Source organism: Polyangium jinanense, from assembly GCF_028435265.1.
In the GTDB taxonomy this organism is placed as follows: Bacteria; Myxococcota_A; Polyangia; order Polyangiales; family Polyangiaceae; genus Polyangium; species Polyangium jinanense.
The window spans coordinates 264,143-282,469 of the sequence record NZ_JAGTJK010000008.1 but is presented as its reverse complement, the minus strand read 5'-3'; the positions used below and the strand labels follow the sequence as shown (position 1 = coordinate 282,469).

7 protein-coding genes are annotated in these 18,327 nt (G+C 70.8%); 4 read left to right on the top strand and 3 right to left on the bottom strand.

Going from position 1 to position 18,327, the window contains the following annotated elements; all coding sequences use genetic code 11:
* Positions 1–5 precede the first annotated feature (5 nt).
* The 4 genes from KEG38_RS18930 (at position 6) to KEG38_RS18915 (ending at position 3,753) form a co-directional block, all read left to right on the top strand.
* Positions 6–740, top strand: a complete 735-nt coding sequence (locus tag KEG38_RS18930) for a ferredoxin--NADP reductase (RefSeq protein ID WP_272421110.1) — start codon at positions 6–8, stop codon at positions 738–740.
* Positions 741–812: 72 nt separating this feature from the next.
* Positions 813–1,922, top strand: a complete 1,110-nt coding sequence (locus KEG38_RS18925; RefSeq protein ID WP_272421109.1) for a hypothetical protein — start codon at positions 813–815, stop codon at positions 1,920–1,922.
* A 153-nt stretch (positions 1,923–2,075) separates the two neighbouring features.
* Positions 2,076–2,735, top strand: a complete 660-nt coding sequence (locus tag KEG38_RS18920; protein WP_272421108.1) for a hypothetical protein — start codon at positions 2,076–2,078, stop codon at positions 2,733–2,735.
* 157 nt (positions 2,736–2,892) lie between these two features.
* On the top strand, positions 2,893–3,753 hold the full coding sequence (locus KEG38_RS18915) for an SIR2 family NAD-dependent protein deacylase (RefSeq protein WP_272421107.1): 861 nt from the start codon (positions 2,893–2,895) through the stop codon (positions 3,751–3,753).
* Positions 3,754–3,850: 97 nt separating this feature from the next.
* On the opposite strand, the gene KEG38_RS18910 is transcribed toward KEG38_RS18915, so the two are convergent.
* From KEG38_RS18910 to KEG38_RS18900, 3 genes are all read right to left on the bottom strand, one after another.
* Positions 3,851–8,965: a DUF4215 domain-containing protein gene (locus tag KEG38_RS18910; RefSeq protein ID WP_272421106.1), complete on the bottom strand. Its 5,115-nt coding sequence runs from the start codon at positions 8,963–8,965 to the stop codon at positions 3,851–3,853.
* A gap of 238 nt (positions 8,966–9,203) precedes the next feature.
* On the bottom strand, positions 9,204–13,673 hold the full coding sequence (locus KEG38_RS18905) for a VWA domain-containing protein (RefSeq protein ID WP_272421105.1): 4,470 nt from the start codon (positions 13,671–13,673) through the stop codon (positions 9,204–9,206).
* A complete protein-coding gene (locus KEG38_RS18900) occupies positions 13,670–18,307 on the bottom strand; it encodes a VIT domain-containing protein (protein ID WP_272421104.1) in 4,638 nt (1,545 codons plus the stop codon). Before KEG38_RS18900 ends, KEG38_RS18905 begins: the two co-directional genes overlap by 4 nt.
* Positions 18,308–18,327 lie beyond the last annotated feature (20 nt).

Below are 18,327 nucleotides of genomic sequence, written 5' to 3'. Positions count from 1 at the left end.
GCCGGATGAAAAAACCCGAGACGTTCGAGGTGCGGCTCGCGTCGGCGACGATGATCGCGCCGATGGTGCGGCAGCTCGTGTTCGAACGGGTCGACGGTCGGCCTCTCGATCACGACCCGGGTCAGTGGATCAACCTCGCCTTGCCGCTTCCCGAAGGCGAACGGCGACGCGCGTATTCGATCGCGTCGGCGCCCGACGGATCGAACCGCTTCGAGCTCGCCGTCACGCGTGTCCCCTGCGGCTCGGGCTCGATGTTCCTCCACGATCTCCCCGAGGGCTCCGTCCTCTCGGCGATCGGCCCGCATGGCCTGTTCACGCGCGCGTCCGAGGACCCGAGCCCTTCGCTCTTCGTCGGCACGGGAACGGGCGTGACGCCGCTCCGCGCGATGATGCAGGCCGCGCTCGCGACCCGTTCGAGGGCGCCGCTCTGGCTCCTCTTCGGCGCGCGCTTCGAGGAGGACATCCTCTACCGCGCCGAGATGGAAGCCTTTACCCGCGCGCATCCGCACGTGCGGTACACGATCACGCTCTCGCGCCCTGGTGAGTCATGGACGGGCAAGAGCGGTTATGTCCAGACGCACGTCCCTGCCCTGCTCCGCGATCTCCAAGCGGCGAGCGCGCCAGCTCTGCCACACGTCTACGTTTGTGGCCTCGAACGAATGGTGAAGGCCGTGCGCGAGCTCTGTCGCCACGAGCTCGGCGTCGACCGCAAGCACGTGCACACCGAGCGGTACGACTGACGACGCCATTCGCCCGAGGGCAAGCAATACTCGGGGAAGCCGCGCGCGCGGCCTCTCGCCAGGAGTCTCCGCATGCCCTCGCTTCGCCCTCGTTTCGTGCTCTTCGCGTCGTCCTTGCTCGCCACCTTCGCGACCGGCTGCGGCGACGGCGGCGGTGGTGCCGGCGGCTCCGGCGGCTCTGGCGGATCGGGCGGGAGCGGCGGATCGCATGCAGTCGCGTGTGACGAAGCGCCGACCACGCTCGATCTCTCGGGCACCTGGGCCGCCTACGCCCGGCTCGCCGTGACGCTCGAAGGGACGCCCGGCGGCGCGATCACCATCTGCCCCGCCGATCAGATCGGCGAGTCGACGATGCTCCTCTTCGTCACGATGAGCGCGGACATCATGTTTCCGACGCAGCTCTTCGTGAGGTCCACGCTCTGCTCGATCGAGCTGCCCATCGTGACGGCGCTCGTCGGCACGTGCGACCCGAACGCGGAGACGCTCGTGTCGACGCAGATCATTGCACCTCAAACGTTGATCGACGCGCTCCCCGGCGTGCCCGCCGCGCCCGTCGCGGGCTCGCTCGACGGTCTCTCGCCCGGCGCCGAGCTCGCGGTCGAGCGCTTCTTCGTGACCGTCGGCTCGAACGAGACGGGTCTCTCGATGCCCGCGTGGAACGACGCCGCCGCGGGGTGTGGCGGGACGAACCTCGGCCGCACGGACCTCTGCGAGCCCACGTGCGTGACCGACTGCATGGGTCTGCGCGACGACGACGGGGATGGTTATCCGGGCGTCACGGTCGAGGTCTGCGGAAAAACCTCGGACGACGTGAATTCGGGCGTCGCCTGCAACGCGGCGGAGCCCAATGTCCCGGGGACGACGCTCCAGGGCCGCGCCTTCATCGACATGGAGATCAATCCGCTGTTCACGGGCCAGGCGAAGAGCTCGTGCGAACTTTCGGGGACCGTCGACTCCGAGGTGCTCTACAACCTCGTCGGCGCGGACATCTACCTCGCGGGCACGCCGATCGGGGTCACGAGCGCGATCAAGTCGCTCCCCACGTTCCAGGTCGAGCCTCTGGACAGCCGTTTCCGCATGGTGCGCATCGACGGCAAATTCGGCGCGCCCGACTGGAACGTCGACCCCCAGAACGCTGCCGCGGCCTGCGCAACGCTCCTCGCGCGCCAAAACGAGCTCTGAGCAACCCGCCGTAGGGACGGGCGACCCATCGCGTCGACGAGCGCCAAAATCCCGGCACGTTCGGTGGACGACGGCTGGCGCCGAAGCTATAAATTTTCCATGTTACGTCGAATGTCTGCTCTTGGAGAAGCTTCTTCTATGCGAGGAGGGGTCATGCGTTTCGTCTTACTGGCTCAGGTTGCTGGGGCCGCGCTGTTTTTGGCAGGATGCCCGGGAGATCAGCAGGTCGAGCCCAGCGGCGGCAACGGCTGCCCGGCCGGTCAGGTCTGTCCCCCCGGAGCGGGCGGCGGAGGCAACGGCGGAAACGGCGGCGACGGCGCCGGCGGCGCGGGCAACGGCACCGCGCAAGGCGGCAGCGGGCAAGGCGGCGCAGGCAATGGCGGCGCGGGCGGCGCGGGCAACAATGGCGGCTCGGGCGGCGCGGGCAACAATGGCGCGGGCGGCAATGGCTCCGGCGGCGCGGGCAACAATGGCGCGGGCGGCGGCACCGGCGGCACCGGCGGAAACGCGGCGGTCTGCGAGCCGCTCGAGGCCGACGTCAATCTCAAGCTCGTCCCGGCGACGAAGTGTTACCCGCAGCAGCCCGAGATCCCGCAGTGCCAGGAGATCATCGACGGCCCCTGCTGCCCGATCAGCGTGGTCGCCCAGGATCTGCCCGAGGTCATCGCTTACAAAGAGGCGCTCCAGAAGTTCAAGAACGAGAGCTGCGAGCCGGCGGAATGCCCCCTTCCCTGCCCGGCGATGCCCCAGTTCAAGTGCACGGCGGACCAGGGCGATCCGACCACGGGCACCTGCACGCCGGTCACGCCCTGACGCACCGGGAAACCCCCTCCACGCTCCCCTGCCCCTTCGTCTTCGCCCCCGCGGCGCGGAGAGAAGGGGCAGTCGTTTTTTTGGCGCCTCTGCGCGCCGACCGATGATTCGATACCGATCGCCCCTCGCGACCGAGGCGGAAGATAGAGGAGCTCCCATGACCCCGCATGAATCCCTGTTCGAGCAAGCCGCCCGCGCCCTCGAAAACGCGCGTGCACTCGTCATCACGGCGGGCGCGGGCATGGGCGTCGACTCGGGGCTGCCCGATTTCCGCGGCAACGATGGGTTCTGGCGCGCCTACCCGCCGTACAAGGAGCTCGGCCTCGGCTTCTCGTCGCTCGCGAATCCACGCTGGTTCGCAAGCGATCCCACCCTCGCGTGGGGTTTTTATGGTCATCGCCTGGAGCTCTACCGGACGACCGTGCCGCACGCGGGCTTCGAGATCCTCGCGCGGTTCGCGCGGCGCATGGCAGAGGGGTATTTCGTGTTCACCTCGAACGTCGACGGTCAGTTCCAGCGCGCAGGCTTCGACCCGGAGCGCATCGTCGAGTGCCACGGCGCCATCGACTTCCTGCAATGCACGGGCGTCTGCGGCGCCGGCATCTTCCCCGCGGACCCGTACCACGTGAAGGTCGATCGCACGTCGTTTCGTGCCGCGGAGCCGCTCCCGAAGTGCCCACGCTGCGGCGCGATGGCCCGCCCGAACGTGCTCATGTTCGGCGACGGACACTGGGATGGAAGCCGCTCGTACGCGCAGGAAGAGCGGCTCGGCGCGTGGTTTTCGGGGCTTTCGCGCGAGGCGCGCGGACGCGTCGTCGTCATCGAATGCGGCGCCGGGACGGCCATCCCCACGGTCCGATCCTTCAGCGAGCGCGCCGCGAAGAGCCTCGGCGGCCTGCTCGTTCGCATCAACGTGCGCGAGCCCGAGGTCCCGTCGGGCCATGTGGGTCTGCCGCTCGGGGCGCGCGCCGCGCTCTCGGAGATCCAGCTCCGGTTCGCGCGCGGCGCCCAGGTTTGACGCCGCGCCCCGCACGGGCGCCAAGACTGGGACGCCAAAAAAAGAAGCGGCGGCATCCCGGAGGACGCCGCCGCTCTTTTTTCGTTACTCGGACGAACTACGCCGCCTTGCGCCGCCGACGCGCCGCCACGAGCGCGCCCGCGAGCACGAGGACGACCGCGCTGCCCGCGTCGCGGGTCTCGCCGACGGTCCGGCAGCCGCAGCTCTCGTCACTGCCCGGGTCACGCCCGCCGGTACCCGCGCCGCCTTCGCCGCCGGCGCCGCCGGCGCCGCCCATGCCGCCGTCGCCGCCCATGCCGCCGTCGCCGCCGCCGCCGCCGGCGCCGCCCTGACCTTCGAGCTTGCAGTCGAAGGTGCAGCCATCGCCGGAGACGCCGTTCGCGTCGTCGCACTCCTCGGTGCCACCCCAGACGAACCCGTCGCCGCAGCTCGCCTTGAGGCAGCCGCTCAGGCAGGCGTCGAAGTTCGACGCATTGCCGTCGTCGCAAGCCTCACCCGGCTGCACCACGCCATCGCCGCACGTCGCGCTCGTGCACAGGTTCGAGCACGCGTCGTCGTTGTTCTGGTTGCCGTCGTCGCAGGTCTCGACGCCGAGCTCGACGTAGCCGTCGCCGCAGGCCGCGGCCTTGCAGTCCTGCACGCAAGCGTCGGAGTTCGAGCTGTTCTCGTCGTCGCACTCCTCGACGCCATCGAGGACGAACCCGTCGCCGCACGTCGCGTCCTTGCACGTCGTCGGGCACTCGTCGGTGTCGTCGGTGTTGCCGTCGTCGCACGCCTCCACGCCCGCGCGGACGAACCCGTCGCCGCACGTCGCGTTCTTGCACGTCACGAGGCACGCATCCGTGTTCGACACGTTGCCGTCGTCGCACTCCTCGTTCGGGCCCACGATGCCGTCGCCGCACCCCGGCAGGCTGCAGTTGTTCTTGCAGCCGTCGGTGTCGTTCTGGTTGCCGTCGTCGCAGGCCTCGACGCCGCCTTGCACGTAGCCGTCGCCGCACGACGCGCTCTTGCAATTGAGGACGCAGGCGTCCGTGTTCGATGCGTTGCCGTCGTCGCACGCCTCGACGCCCTGCTGGACGACGCCGTCGCCGCACGTCGCGTTCTTGCAGGCGTTGAGGCACGCGTCGCCGTTCGTCAGGTTGCCGTCGTCGCACTCCTCGACGCCCGCCTGCACGTGGCCGTCGCCGCACACCGCATTCTTGCACGTCGACGGGCACTGGTCGCTGTTCACCATGTTGCCGTCGTCGCACTCCTCGACGCCCGCTTGCACGAAGCCGTCGCCGCACGAGGCCGGCTTGCAGCTCGCGAGGCAGCCGTCGCCGTTCGACATGTTCCCGTCGTCGCACTGCTCGACGCCCGCTTGCACGAAGCCGTCGCCGCACGAGGCCGGCTTGCAGCTCGCGAGGCAGCCGTCGGTGTCCGACATGTTCCCGTCGTCGCACTGCTCGACGCCGGCCTGCACGTGGCCGTCGCCGCACGACGCGGGCTGGCACGAGGCGAGGCACGCGTCGCTGTTCGACGTGTTCCCGTCGTCGCAGGTCTCGACGCCTATCTGCACGTGGCCGTCGCCGCACGACGCGGTCTTGCAGCCCGCGACGCAGCCGTCGGTGCTCGACATGTTCCCGTCGTCGCACTGCTCGACGCCGACGTTCACGTAGCCGTCGCCGCACGAGGCCGGGACGCACATCGCGAGGCATGCGTCGCCGTTCGACGTGTTGCCGTCATCGCACTGCTCGACACCCGCCTGCACGAACCCGTCGCCGCACGAGGCCGTGACGCACGTGGTCAAGCAGGCGTCCGTGTTCGATGCGTTCGCATCGTCGCACTGCTCGGGGCCGTTGACCATGCCGTCACCGCAACGCGGGCCGGGCCCGGAGCAATCGGCCTTGCAGTAGCCGTACTGGCCGTTCTGCACGCCGTCGTCGCAGATCTCGCCGCTGTTCGTCACGCCGTCGCCGCAGAAGAAGGCCGGCGCGTACTCGTAGGCGCCCATGTCGTACGCGGCGCCGTTGATCCCGTCGCCGTCGATCGGGCGGATCTTGCCTTCGATGTCCGAGTTCGGCGCGCCCATCGGCGTGCCCGCGTCGATGCACACGCTCCCGGACGCGAGCTTGAGGTCCGTCGGCGCGTTGACGAAGTTCGGGTTCTGCGAGATGCAGCCCGTACCCGCGGCGGCGCTGGAATAGTTGCTGCTCGTGTTGCCCCAGACGTTGGAGTACGTGATGTTCGCCGCCGTCGTGCCGTTGGCGGTCACGCGGTAGACGCCGTACTGCTGCGGGCTCGACGCCAGACTCGTGATGATGGCGTTCTTGATGTTGACGGACATGGAGCCGCCGGTCGCCGCGAAGACGTACACGCCGTAGGTGCCGTTGCCGTGGATCGTCGCGTTCGTCAGGTTGAGCGTGCCGGCCGCGCCGCTCGACGCGCCCGTGCGCACGCCGTACGTGCCGCTCGAGCGAATGAGGGCGTTCTCGACCGTCGTGATCGAATTGCCGCTATTCGGCACGAAATACAGGCCCAAGGTCGAGTTCCCTTTGAGGGTCAACCCCTGCACCGTGGGCGCGGCGGTGCCCGTCACGTACATGCCGTACGAGCCGTTGTTCGCCGTGACGTTCTTCAGCGTCGGCGTGCCGGCTTCGAGGTAGACGCCGTACGTCGACGCGTCGCTCGCCACGTTCGTGAGCGAGAGGAGCGAGCCGTTGGCCGCCGAGCGCACCGCGTACGATGCGTACAACAGGTTCACGTTCGTCAGCGTCGCGCCCTTCGACGTCGACGGGACCACGACGCCGTACCAGTTGCCCGTGCCCACCGTCGTCGCGCGCAGCGTGATCGGCGAAGCACTCGTGCCGAGCGCGTCCAGCGTGCCGTTCACCCGGATCTCGCCGCGCGCCGTGTCGTCGCCCGACCCCATGAGGTCGCCGTTCGAGAAGTTCACCACCACGCCAGGCTCGATCGTGAGCTTCGCGCTCGGTCCCACCGTCATGTCGCCCGCGATCGTGTAGGGCGAACCCGCCAGCGTGAGCGTCGTGTTGACCCACAACGTCCCGTGGTAGCCGGGCGTCGCGTCGTTCGTGTAGTCGAGCGGCCCGAGATCACCGCCCGCGTCACCCGCGAAGCGCGACGGCGAGTTCGACGTCAGCCGCATGTTCGTCGGGACCGACACGTACAGCGGGTTTGCCGAAAAACACCCCGTACCCGCCGCCGCGCTGCTGTAGTCGGCGCTCGAACTGCCCCACACGTTCGAGTACGTCGTCGTCACCGCCGTCGTGCCGTTGGCCGTCACACGGTAGATGCCGTACTGCTGCGGGCTCGACGCCAGGCCCGTCACGTTGGAACTCTTCACGTTCACCGTCGTCGAGCCGCCCGTCGCCGCGAACACGTACACGCCGTACGTGCCGTTGCCGTGGAGCGTGCTGTCCGTGATGTTCACCGTCGACGTCGCACCGGAGCTCGCGCCCGTGCGCACGCCGTACGTGCCGCTCCCCTGCACCAGGCAGCCCGTGAAGCTGTTCGTCGTGATCCCGCTCGACGGCACCACGTAGATGCCCGCGCTCGTGTTGTTCTTCGACGTGCAACCCGAGACGGTCGCGGACGTCGCGCCCGTGACGTAGAAGCCGTACGAGCCGTTGTTCGCGGTGACGTTGGTGAGCGTCGGCGTGCCGGCTTCGAGGTAGACGCCGTACGTCGACGAGTCGCTCGCCACGTTCGTGAGCGAAAGAAGCGAGCCGTTGGCCGCGGAGCGCACCGCGTACGAGCCGTACTGCAGGTTCACGTTCGTCAGCGTCGCGCCCTTCGACGTCGACGGGACCACGACGCCGTACCAGTTGCCCGTGCCCACCGTCGTCGCGCGCAGCGTGATCGGCGAAGCACTCGTGCCGAGCGCGTCCAGCGTGCCGTTCACCCGGATCTCGCCGCGCGCCGTGTCGTCGCCCGACCCCATGAGGTCGCCGTTCGAGAAGTTCACCACCACGCCAGGCTCGATCGTGAGCTTCGCGCTCGGTCCCACCGTCATGTCGCCCGCGAGCGTGTACGGCGACCCCGCGAGGGTCAGCGTCGTGTTGACCCACAACGTCCCGTGGTAGCCGGGCGTCGCGTCGTTCGTGTAGTCGAGCGGCCCGAGATCACCGCCCGCGTCACCCGCGAAGCGTGACGGCGAGTTCGACGTCAGCCGCATGTTCGTCGGGACCGACACGTACAGCGGGTTTGCCGAAAAACACCCCGTACCCGCCGCCGCGCTGCTGTAGTCGGCGCTCGAGCTGCCCCACACGTTCGAGTACGTCGTCGTCACTGCCGTCGTGCCGTTGGCCGTCACACGGTAGATGCCGTACTGCTGCGGGCTCGACGCCAGGCCCGTCACGTTGGAGCTCTTCACGTTCACCGTCGTCGAGCCGCCCGTCGCCGCGAACACGTACACGCCGTACGTGCCGTTGCCGTGGAGCGTGCTGTCCGTGACGTTCACCGTCGACGTCGCACCGGAGCTCGCGCCCGTGCGCACACCGTACGTGCCGCTCCCCTGCACCAGGCAGCCCGCGAAGCTGTTCGTCGTCGTCCCGCTCGACGGCACCACGTAGATGCCCGCGCTCGAGTTGTTCTTCGCCGCGCAACCCGAGACGGTCGCGGACGTCGCGCCCGTGACGTAGAAGCCGTACGAGCCGCCGTTCGCCTCGACATTCGTGAGCGTCGGCGTCCCGGCTTCGAGGTAGGCGCCGTACGTCGAGCTGTTGATGACCGTGTTCGAGACCGCGAGGCCCATGGCCGTCGCGCTCGATCGAATCGCGTAACTCGCGTTCGTCATCGTCGCGTTGGCGATCGTCGCGACGCCCGTCGACTCGACGACGATGCCGTACCAGATGCCCGCGCCCGAGCCGCTCTGCGCCGCGAAGGTCACGGGGCTCGCCGCCGTGCCGTTCACGTTGAGCTGGCCCTTGGCGGTGATCTCGGTGCGCGCCGAGTCGAGGCCCGCGGCCTGGGCGTCGCCGTTCGCGAACTGCACGACGGTGCCGGCCTGGATGGTCAAGAACGCGCCTTCAGGCACGGTGACGTCGCCCGAGACGATGTACGGGCTGCCTGCAGGGGTCCACGTCTGGTTGATGACGTTGCCGCCCGTGACATTCGTCGCCGCGCGCGCGGCGCGTGGCACGAGGGCCACGAGGGCGAGCGCGAGCGCGAGCACCACGAGGTGCGCGGCACGCGCGATCGATCGATTCGACATACGAGAAGCCTCCGGGGACGAACCCCGCCTTCGAGACTGTTGGGGCACAAATCATCCGGCGTACGCCGCCGCCCCGGCGCCACGGAGGCCCCGGCCGGGCAGGGTGAATTCACCGAAATGATTTGGGTTTTTGAGGAGATACGTTCGCTTCGGAACGTCCAGGTGGAAAAGTACAACCGATCCGAGGCAGCGACGTCAAGCGGCGGACCCCAGGATCCGCCGCCGTTCGACGCATCGATCAGCCAGACGTGAACGCGCTGCCCGTCCAGCGGAGTGTCACGGGCTTGCCGGTCGGCGGGAGCTCGACGTCGATTGAAACGAGCTTCGGCGGCTTGCCGTCGCCGTCGGGCACGAGCGCATCGACGCGAACCTTCGTGGCGCGCGCGGGCGCGAGCTCTTCGGGGCGCGCGAGCTGCAAGGAGATCGGCGATTTCTCCGCGAGGCCAAAACGGAGCGCGTAGAGGCCCACGCCCGCCGCGACGACGTCGGGGCCGAGGGGGTCGGCGGCCTTGTCGCGCAGGAGCTTCACGTCGAGGGCGAGGGCGCCCGCAGGCGCGCGGACGAGCGCGACCACGGCCGCGTTCGGATACGGGAGCTCGAGCGAGGCCCGCGCGAGGCGATCCGTGTCCGACTCCGCGAGCCCTTGGCGACCACGGCCCTCGGCGAGCAGGACGTGCGCGAGGTAGCCCGCGAGCCTGCCGAGCGTCTCGTCACCCGCGCGACCGCCCGTCTGCGTGACACGCGCGAGCATGCGGTGCGCGATGTCGAGCCGGCCCGCGCCCGCATGCGCGAGCGCAAAACGAATGACGGCCGCGGGCTCCTCGGGGACGAGCTCTTCGAGCACGGCGTAGGCGAGCGACGCGTCGTCGAAAAAACCCTCGTTGCGCAGGCGATCGCCGAGGAAGGCGCGTGCCCACGGGTCCCGCGGGGCGCGCTCGGAGAGCTCGCCGAACGTCCGGCGCGCCTCCGCCTCGTCGCCGATGCGCAGGAGCGCGGACGCCGCGTCCGCGAGCAGGCCCGCATCCGCGAAGGGATCGCGGCGGGCGCGGCGGATCTCCTCGGAGAGCTCGGCCTTCATGTCGAGCGCTTCGAGCAGCGCGAAGAGCCGGCGCCGAAGCCGCGCATCGTGCGGCGCGATCCCGAGGAAACGGCGCACGACCGCGAGCCGCCCCTTGTCATCGTTCGCCGCGCGGTACTGCTTGCGGAACGTGCCCACGGGGTAGCGCTCACTGCCCACGAGCTCGCGCTTGATGGCAAAGAGCTCCTCGGGGCTCTGCGCGCGACGGATCGCTTCGCGCCGCAGCAGCGCGGCCGCGTCACTCTCGCCGAGCAGCTCGAGCTTCCCGGCGACGCCCACGCGCGCAAGGCCGTTCGGCTCATTCACGAGGATGAGCTCGAGCAGCGCACGACGATCGGTCCACGTGGGCAGCTCGCACGACTGCTTCGCTTCGACGTACACCACGTCGGCCTGGCCGCGGTCGAGCCGCTCGCGCCACACGCCGCGGCGGAGCGGCAGCGGCAGGAACGAGGTCGGCGAGCACTTGCGGCCCCGCAGCGTCGCGCGCGGCGGCGGCAAGCCGAGCGTGCGCGTCACGTCGATCGACACGGTGAGCCCGCTCGCAGGGAAGATCATCCCACGCACCACGACCTCGACGCAGCGGTCGAGCGCGTCGTCGTCCGCGCCTGACACGCCCTTCACGCGGACCTTCTCGGCGCGGCCGTCGCCGTCGATCGAGAAGTTCACTTCGAGCTTGCCCGAGAGCTCGGGCCGGAGCGCCGCGCGCGAGTCGCGGCACGCCCGCACCGAGGGGCCGGCCTCGTCGAGCAGCCTCGCTGCGGCCTCGGCCACCGCGGCCTTGTAGGCGGCCTCGTCGTCCTTGTCCTCGGCCGACTCGGTCTCCTGCGGGACGTTCATCAGCGTCCCGGCCGCCGCGCGCGGCGTGGCGAACGCCGCGGAGAAGCCGGACTCGGGCCCGGCCGAGAGATCGAGGATGCGCGTCTGCAAGAGCGTCGGCGTGTAGACGCGCGGGCCGCCGATCACGAAGCCGGTCCACGGCGTGAGCAGGCCGGCGCGCAAGGCCACGTCGGTCGCGGCCTCCCGCCCCTTGCCCTTCAGCGCGATCTCCTCGACACGCGCCGCGGCCCAGCGCCGGGCCACGTCCTGCTCGCGGAACGCGCGCTCCACGACGACGGGCCGCTTCTCCTCGTGCACGCCGCGCGCGTCGCGGTAGCGCAGCGTGATCGAGCGAGGCGGATCGCCCCGCACGCGGCCCACCGCGAAGACCGTCTCGCCGGCCGTGATCGCCCGCGCCGAGCGCGGGTAGATGCGATCGACCTCGGTCCCGAACACGATCTCGACGCCCGCCACCGCGGGCTGCAGCGCCTCGGCGATGAGCTCGGTCGCGACACGCGCGGCGTCCGTCGTGTCCGCGATCTCGAGCAGCGGCCCCGAGCCGCGCACCAGGCTCGCGAGGGCGAAACGGTTCACGAGCGGCCCGACGCCCACAGCGCCGAGGCGCGGCGCCCCACCCTGTCGGCGCGCGAGCCGCGCCTGGATTCGATCGACCGTTGGATCTCCAACGGTCGGCCAGCCGTCGCCCACGTAGATCACCATGCCGGCGGGCGCGTCGACCGGCAGCGCGTCCGCGCCGACTTCGAGGGCACGGCCGAGATCCGTCGCACCGCCCGTCGAGATCTGCCCGAGCGCCTCGCGGATCGCCTTGCGGCGCGCCTCGTCCACCGGCCCGATCGTGGGCGGTCCGATCGGACGCACCGTTTGATCGGCGGCCAGCACGACCACCTTGTCCCGCGCTCCCAGGCCCGAGAGCACCGCGTCGACGAGCGCGCGCTCCGCGTCGAGCAGCGCCGGCTCCACGCTCGACGAGACGTCGAGCACGAGCGCGAGCGTCACCCCGTCCTCGGCGCGCGCCTCGGGCACCTCGGTGCGCACGAGGATCGTCGAAGCCGGATCATCGTCGTCGCCCTCGAACGGCGGCGCCACGAAGAGCCGCGCGGGCGACGACGAAGGCTCGATCGCCACGTCCACCACGAGGTCCGCGGTCGGCCGATAATCGGGCCGCCGCAGCTCGACGGTGCTGCCCGTCACGCGCGCGCCGAGTCCCGCGCCGATCGACTTCGGGCTCGACTGCGTCGCGTCGATCTTCGCGGAGAACTCGCCGATGAGCGGGGGCGCGGCATCCGAGACCATCGGATAGCGGTACTGCACGACCCAGGTCCCATCGCCCTTCGGCCGCGGCGAGAGCCACTCGACGTACCGGACGATCACCTGCACCGTCGCGCCGGGCGAGATGCTCGGAATCGTCGCGCGGACCCAGCCTTCGCCGGCCCACTCGAGCACCTCGCCGCTCGAGCTTCCGCTCCCGGGGCCGCGTAGATCACGCGTGGCGAGCGCGATGTGTCCCTCGTTCGGGTTGCCAATGCGGACCGAGGCGAACCGCGCCACGATCGCGCCCGGCGGGATCGCCAGGCGATAGTCGCCGGTCACGTACGTGCTGCCGGCGTTGAAGAACGTCGTCCGCACCTCGGTCTCGGCGAGCTCGCGCGCGACCGTCGCCTCGACGTCGTGCGCGCGGATCGTGAGCGGCGAGCCGGCGTCGCCGGGGTTGTCCTGCCGACCCTCCGGCCGACCCCAGAGCTCACCGACGGCCCTGCGCGGCGCGCCCTTCGCGCCCCACGGCGCGGCCATGCCGCCCGTCCAGTCGTCGTAGCCGCGCTCGGGCGCGACCTCGACCTTGCTGCCGTCCACCGTGGCCGTCTCGCCCGCGCGCACCGTCTTCTCGGCGCCGCCCGCGCGCACCGTGATCTCCTCGGTCGCCGCGTAGAGCTTCGCGCTCGAGGGGCGCTCGCGCGAGCGCTCGATGCCGGTGTTCGCGCCGCTCACGATGCCCGTGGCCTCGCCGAGCTCGATCTCGGTCCGCGCGCCGAGCGCACCCTGCACGAAGATGCGCCCGTGCTCGAGCGCCACGCCCTTCTGCGTGATGCGCAGGCTCGTCGATCGATCCAGCACGAGGCCCGTGCCGTCGTCGAGGCGCAGGCGCGCCCGACCGTCGGCGTCGGTCTTGACGACATCCCCCTCGGAAAGCCGCCGCGTCTTGTGCACGGGCACGCCCGCGGCGGTTACCGACGCGTGCACCGCCTGCAGATCGGCCACGGTCGGCACGAGCGGCTGGCTCGGCTTCCGTTCGCCTTGCCCGCGCAGGAGCATGACGGTCACGAGGATGACCACGATCGAGCTCACGATCGCGAAGAGCGCGGGCGGGATGGTCCCGCCTTCGGGCGGCAGGGGCGTCGATGGCGTCCGCCGGATCTGCTCCTGCGCGCGCGGATCACTCACGGGTAGCCATTCGGCCGTGTCGAGTTTGTCGCCACGCGTGACCACGACGATACGGCGCTCGTTCACGCGCGGAGGCTCGGGCACGGCGGCCGCCGGCTCGTCGTCGCCATCGTCGTCATCATCGTCGTCGTCGCTTCCGCCGTCGCTCCCGCCTCCGCCACCGCTGTCGCTACCGCCTCCGCTTCCGCTGCCGCCTGCGCTCGCGCTTTCGTCTCCGCTTTCGCTCGCGCTCGCGTTTTCCTCCGCGCTGGTCGTGGGTTCTTCGGGACGAACGGATGCCTCTCCGGCCGCCAGGGTCGCTTCCTCGGAGGGCGTGCCCTTCACGTCTTGCTCTTCTCGTCGCTCGTCGCTCACGGCTCGACCTCCCGGGCCTCACCCTTCGAGATGGCGAACGCCCGCACCGGCTTGCCGCCGCGCGCGAAGCGGATCGTTTGCTTCACGATGGTCTCGCCGTCCTCCCCCTCGTCGAACACGATCGTCAGGATCGCTTCCGCGCCGAGGCGCGCGGCATGCTCCACGTCCTCGCCTTCGAGCCGCACCTCCACGCGTGCGTCCGGACGCATCGGGAGGAGCGCCTGCGCGATCCCCAGCGTCACGTCGCCCTCGGGTGCCGGCATCTGCGTGCCGAGCCCGTTCGTCCAGAGCGACGGATGGAACTCGGGGTGCGACCACGTCAGCAACACGCGCGCCCCGCGCGGCGCCTTGCCGGCCGCGCGTTCGGTCGAGATCACCCGCAGGAGCCGCGCGCGCAGCGTCTGTTCCTCGTCCTTCTTGCCGTTCTTCTGCGCGAGGAGACGGCCCCACGCGAGGTACGTCGCGGCGAACGCGCGCGCCGTCACGGCCGGGCTCTGCTCCGCGTCGGGCGCGCCCGCTGCGCCGCCCTTCTCGGTCCACTTGATGGCCTCTTCGAGCTTGCCCATGCCCTCGGCGGCCGCCGCGAGCAGCAGCGAGACGCTCGTGTCGTCGGGCGCGAGCCGCGCCAGCGTCTCGTACTGCCGCGCCGCGTCCGCGTACCAACCGTGGGCCCTCAAAAGATCGCCGAGCCTGCGCCGCGCGACCGGATCGTCGGGGGCAAACTCCACGATCTCGCCGAACGACCTTCGCGCCTCGGCCTCGTACGCGGCCTTCTTGCCCGCGTCGGTCTCCTTCGCTGCGCGGCGCAAGTACAGCTCGCCGACCGCGGTCCGCACCCGCGCGTCCGCGTCGGGCCTCGACCTGAGCGTCCGGCCGAGCTCACGCGCGCCCGCGTCGTCCGACGCGTCCTCCAGCATGTCGAGCAGCCGCAGCGCGAGCGCGAAATCGTCCGGCCACTGCGCCACGAGCTCCCGCAGCTTCTTCACCCGCTCGTCGGGCGACTTCGTGTCCTTGATGAGCTTCTCGAGCAGGCCCGGATCCATCGACTTCAGGCCGAGCGCGGCGTGAAGCTCGCGCATCTCCTGCGCGGTGCGCACGCGCGCGAGGATCCCGCGGTAGAGCGCGTCGGCCACGCCGAGGTCCGTGAACATCACGCGCCAGAGCGTCACCTTCGCGGCGATCGACGGCATCGCGTCGAGCATGAGCGACACGAGCTTCGACCTCTCGCGCCACGTCGGCGCCTCGCACGCGGAGAGCGCGGCGCGATAAACCGAGCGCACGCCCTGCGCGTTCCCCGCGACGCGACCGAACCGCTCGCGCCACAGGCCCACGCGCTCCTCGAACGGCACGAGCGCGGCGCCGCTGCACGGCGACGCCTGATGCGGCACGTCGCCCACGTGCACCACGATCGTCGTGCCCGTCGATCCGGCGACGCGCTTGGCTTTGTCCGTGGGCTTCTGGGCCTCGTCGGGCTTGTCCTCGCCTGCGGACGCCTTGCCACTCAGGTCCCCGCCCGCGAGCGGATCCCCCGGAGCGTTCGACTGCTTCGTGAACCCCTGCGGCAGCGACGGCGCGGCCTGCGGTGGACGCGGAGGCGCCGCCGGCGAGGCCGTCGCCGCGGCGCTCGGCATCGCGATCGGGGCCTCCATGATCTTCGGCGGCGCGCTCTTGTGCGTGCCGCCGAGCCGCCCGTGCCCCGAGCCGAACCCTTGCCCCGTGCCCGTGCCCGCGCCTTGCCCGATCGTCCCGATGGAACCGAGCCCGATGCCTTCGCCTCGTCCGCCGCCGCCTTCAGCAAGGCCCGAGAGCCCGAGGCCGCCGGCGCCGTACGCGTCGCCGATCGTGCTGCCCCACTGGTTGCCATTCGCGGCGAGACCATCACTCCCGAGCGAATCGTCGCGGCCCCACGGCGCCGTGGGCGCGTTCGGATCGCCGCCCGCGCCCGTATTCAGCATGCCGATCATCCCGAACTCGGCCGCGTCGCGCAGCGCTTGTTGCCGCGCGATGTGCGGATCGGCGTTGTCCGCGGGCCCTTGCACGCCGTAGCGGTTGCCCGACGAGCGAACCGGGCCGCTGCCCATGGAGCCTTCTTCGCCCTTCGCCCGCGTGCCCGTACCACCTTCCTTGTTGTCGCCGTTCGGCGCGGCAGCGACCTCCGCGGCCGCGACTCCGTTCGCCTCTTCTTCTTCGTCGTCGACGTCCGCCTTGATGATCGGCGTCCACATCATCCGGCGCTTCGTCTCCACGAGGCTCCGCGCCATGCCCTTCTTGCGCTCGAGCTCGGCGCGCTCCTCCGGCGTCATCTCGTTCTTCGTCGGCACGTAGAGCGACGTGACCGGCGTGATGATCGCGTGACGCGATCCGAGATCGACCATCGCCGCGCGCCCCGTCGCCTCGACCATCATCTGCAGGAGGCGCCCTTCCGCCCAGCGACGCCGCAGATCCCCCTCGTCCTCGATCCGCGTCACCTGAAGGTTTGTCCGGACCGTACCTGCAGGCCCCGTCAGCGCCACCGACGTCGGCAAACCCGCAGCCGTCACGCGGCCGATCACCGCGATGCTCTCGTCCGCCACGAGCGCGCCGAGATCTCGCGGGAAAATCCGCTCCACCGTGGGCCCGAGATCCACCTGCGCGCCCAGCCAAACCGGCCGCTCGGCATGCTCGAGCAAGCGAAGCGCCACGCGCGCCGCGGCGTTCGCGTCGGCCACGCGCTCGGCGAAACCGCCCCGCGCGAGACCTTCGAGAAGCGCCATGTCCGCGTCGTCGCCCACGCCCACGCCGAACATCCGCACCGGCCGCGGCAGCTTCGCCATCCGATCCCGCAGTTCCTGCAGCCGGAGCTCGCCGACCGTGGGCGCGCCGTCGCCGACGTACACCACCGCGCCACGCCGCGAAGGATCGAGCAGCGCCGCGGCCTGGCTCAACATCGCCCCGAGATCCGTCGCGCCGCCTCGCTCGATCCGCGACATCCGCGCGAGCACCTCGCGCCGCCCCGCCTCGTCGATCGGCGCGAGCCCGTCCTTGCCCGGCACGACCGGCACGAGCGACGTATCCCCGCCGAATACGCCCACCCGATCGTCCTTGCCGAGGTGCGCGAGCAAGGCCGCCGTCGTCGCCCGCGCGATCGCGAGCGAGGGCGCGTCCGTCGCGGCCGACGTGTCGATCACGATCGCCAGATCGAGCCCGCCCTTCGCGATCGGAACGTCGGCGGATCGCACCGGCACGATCACGTAGTCGGCCTCCGTCTTCGCGCGTTCCATCGCGTGCGCGCGCTCCGAAGGCTGCACTGTCTCGAGATCCATCGTGTGCGGCGCCGTGTAGCCGCGCGGCGCGACGAGGCCGTCGTCGAAGAGCTCGATCGCGAGATCGGCCCTCGGCACGAAGTCCTGCGCGCGCACCCTGATCGTCCCGCCCTCGCGCACGCCGCTCATGCCCGTGCGCACCTCGCGCGCGCCGGCCCGCGCGAGATCGATCGTCGCCGTCAGCTCCTCGATGTGCGGCAAGGACCCCTCGGCGCCCTCGGCCGCCATCGGGTACACGTAGAGCCGTCGCTCTCCGCGCGCCCCCGTGCGCCCGAGCCACTCGGCGTACCGCACCACGACGCGCCGCGATTGTCCGGGCAAAATCGGGTAGAGCCGCGCCTTGTACACGCCCGGCGCCTCCCACTCGAGCAGCGCCGGATCTTCCTTGCTGCCCTCGTAGACGTTCGCCTGGTACTGCGCCGCGGCGGCCTGCTTCTCCTTGACGTACCCCCAGAACACCACGCCGTCGCGATCCACGCCGAACTTGTGCAGCGTCGCGCCCGCGGGCGTGCGGAAGCGGTACACACCTTCGACCGTCGCCGAGCTCGGGTTGAAGAAAAGCTCGTCGACCTCGGTGATCGCGAAGTCGTCCTGGATCGACACGCGCACGTCGAGCCTCTGGATCGCGAGCGGGAAGCGCGGCGCGCCTTGCTCACCCGGCCGACGCGCGCCCACCGTGCCCACGCCGTACGGCGAAGGTTCGGCCGAACGATCCGTTGTCGCGAGGCCGCCCGTCCAGTCCTCCCACGTCAGCACCGGCGACGTCTTCGCCGTGGGCTCACCCTTGTGCGGCTCGAGCGTGAGCCGCTCGCCGGCCGTCGCGCGCGCCGAACCGTCCGTGCGCACCTCGCCGGCGAGCACATACACGTCCGACGCGCCGTCCTTCTGGGCCACATCGATGCTCGCGCGCACGTGCGCGAGGTGCAGCGGCCCGGTCGGCGTCTTGAGCTCGGTCGTGATCGTCGCAGGCGTATCCACGAAGACGCGCCCGTGCTTGATGTCGATCACATCGGCGTGGACGACGAGCTCAGCGGGCCCGCGGACGAGCAGCGTCGCGCCTCCGTCCCGCCGGAGCCACGCGAGCCCGTTTTGCTGCACCCGCACCACCTCGCCGTCCACGAGCCGTTCTCGTGGGTACGGTGGGCGTTCCGGCTCACCGGGCGGCGCGACGAGCACGTCGCGACGGACCGTCCTGAGCTCGGCCCAGGTCTGGGATCGTGGCAGGAGCGGGCGCTCCGGTTCACGACATGCGGTGAGCAGCCCCGGACAAACCAGGGCGAAAAACGCCAGCACCACGAGGGCGAGGCGCGGACGAACGCGGTTCGAGGACATCCTGGGGTGCCTCCACATCG